1 pseudogene is annotated in these 1,724 nt (G+C 72.2%); it reads left to right on the forward strand.

Annotation, left to right across the window (positions count from 1 at the left end):
• Nucleotides 1-1,724, forward strand: a pseudogene (locus VHK87_RS14830) (glutamine-synthetase adenylyltransferase); the annotation flags it as partial.

Consider the following 1,724-nt stretch of genomic DNA (forward strand, 5'->3'; position numbering starts at 1 on the left):
CACAAGGTGGACGAGCGGCTGGTCGCCAAGGGCCAGGACCTGAAGCTCGGCCGCGGCGGCATCCGCGAGATCGAGTTCTACGTGCAGACCCAGCAGCTGATCCTGGGCGGCCGGCAGCCCGAGCTGCGGGGCCGGCGCACCCTCGACACTCTCGCCGCCCTGCGCGACGCCGGCCACGTCACCCCCGAGGCCTGCGCCGAGCTCACCGAGGCCTATCGGACCCTGCGGGCGCTCGAACACCGCATCCAGATGGTGGGCGACGAGCAGACCCACCGTCTGCCGGAAGCGGACGCCGATCGCCGGCGGGTGGCGGGGCTGGCCGGCTACGACCAGCTGCGCAGCTTCGATGCGTCCGTCATCAAGGTGCTGAAGACCGTCAACGCCCGCTACGGCGAGCTGTTCGCGGGCGAGGAGGAGCTGGCCTCCCGCTTCGGCAGCCTGGTGTTCACCGGCGTCGACGACGATCCGGAGACCTTGCGGACCCTGGCGCGGATGGGCTTCTCCAACCCGCCCCAGGTCTCGCGCACCATCCGCGGCTGGCACCACGGCCACATCCCGGCCACCCGCACGGCGCGGGGGCGGGAGCTATTCACGCGCCTGGCGCCGCGCCTGCTGGAGGCGGCCAACGCCACCGGCGCGCCGGACGACGCCTTCAACCGGTTCGCCGACTTCTTCGGCAAGCTGTCTTCGGGCGTGCAGCTGCAGTCGCTGTTCCTGGCTCAGCCCAAGCTGTTCGAGCTGGTGGTGCAGGTGATGGCCTTCGCCCCGCGTCTGGCGGCCACCCTCTCGCGCCGGCCGGCGGCGCTGGATGCGATGCTCGATCCAGGCTTTTTCGACAGCATCGACCCGCAGGAGGATCGGCAGCTGATGACGGCGGCGGCGCAGCGGGCGGACGGGTTCGAAGCGGCCATGGACGCGGTCCGCCGCGTGCACCGCGAGCAGGCCTTCCGCATCGGTCTGCAGGTGATGAGCGGGAGCGCCAGCGCCGAGGTCGCCGGCCGCGCCTTCGCCGACCTCGCCGACAGCTGCATCGCCGCCCTCGCACCCGTGGCCCTCGACGAGGTGCGCCGGATCGGGGGCGACTTCGACGGCGAGGTCGCCGTGGTGGCGCTGGGCAAATGCGGCTCGCGCGAGATGAGCGCCACCTCCGACATCGACATGATGACCCTCTACCGAGCCGGCGCGCCGGATGCGGCCTCGACGATCAAGGAGTGGAGCGCCGACGTCTTCTTCTCCCGATTCACCCAGCGGCTGATCGCGGCGCTGTCGACGCCGACCACCGAGGGCCCGCTCTATGAGGTCGACATGCAGCTGCGGCCCTCAGGCACCAAGGGCCCTGTGGCGGTCAGCTTCCGGGCCTTCGAGAACTATTACGAGGGCGGCGAGGCCGACACCTGGGAGCTCCTGGCGCTGACCCGCGGCCGCATCGTCTGGGCCAGCTCGGAGGCATTCGCAGAGGACGCCGCCGGGGCCATCGAGCAGGCCCTGCGCCGGCCCCGCGAGGCCAAACGCATCGCCGGCGACGTGCGCGAGATGCGCGAGCTGCTCGAGCGAGAGCGCCCGCCAAAGCACGACTGGGACCTCAAGCTCTCGCCCGGCGGCCTCGTCGACGTGGAGTTCGCCGCCCAGCACCTGCAGCTCGTGCACGCCGCAGACGGGGGCCCGTTGCGCCAGAACACCGCCGAGGCCCTCGCCGCCTTCCGCGAGGCCGGCCTCGGTCCCGC

Origin of the sequence: Phenylobacterium sp., assembly GCF_036263695.1 — a bacterium.
Lineage (GTDB): Bacteria > Pseudomonadota > Alphaproteobacteria > Caulobacterales > Caulobacteraceae > Phenylobacterium.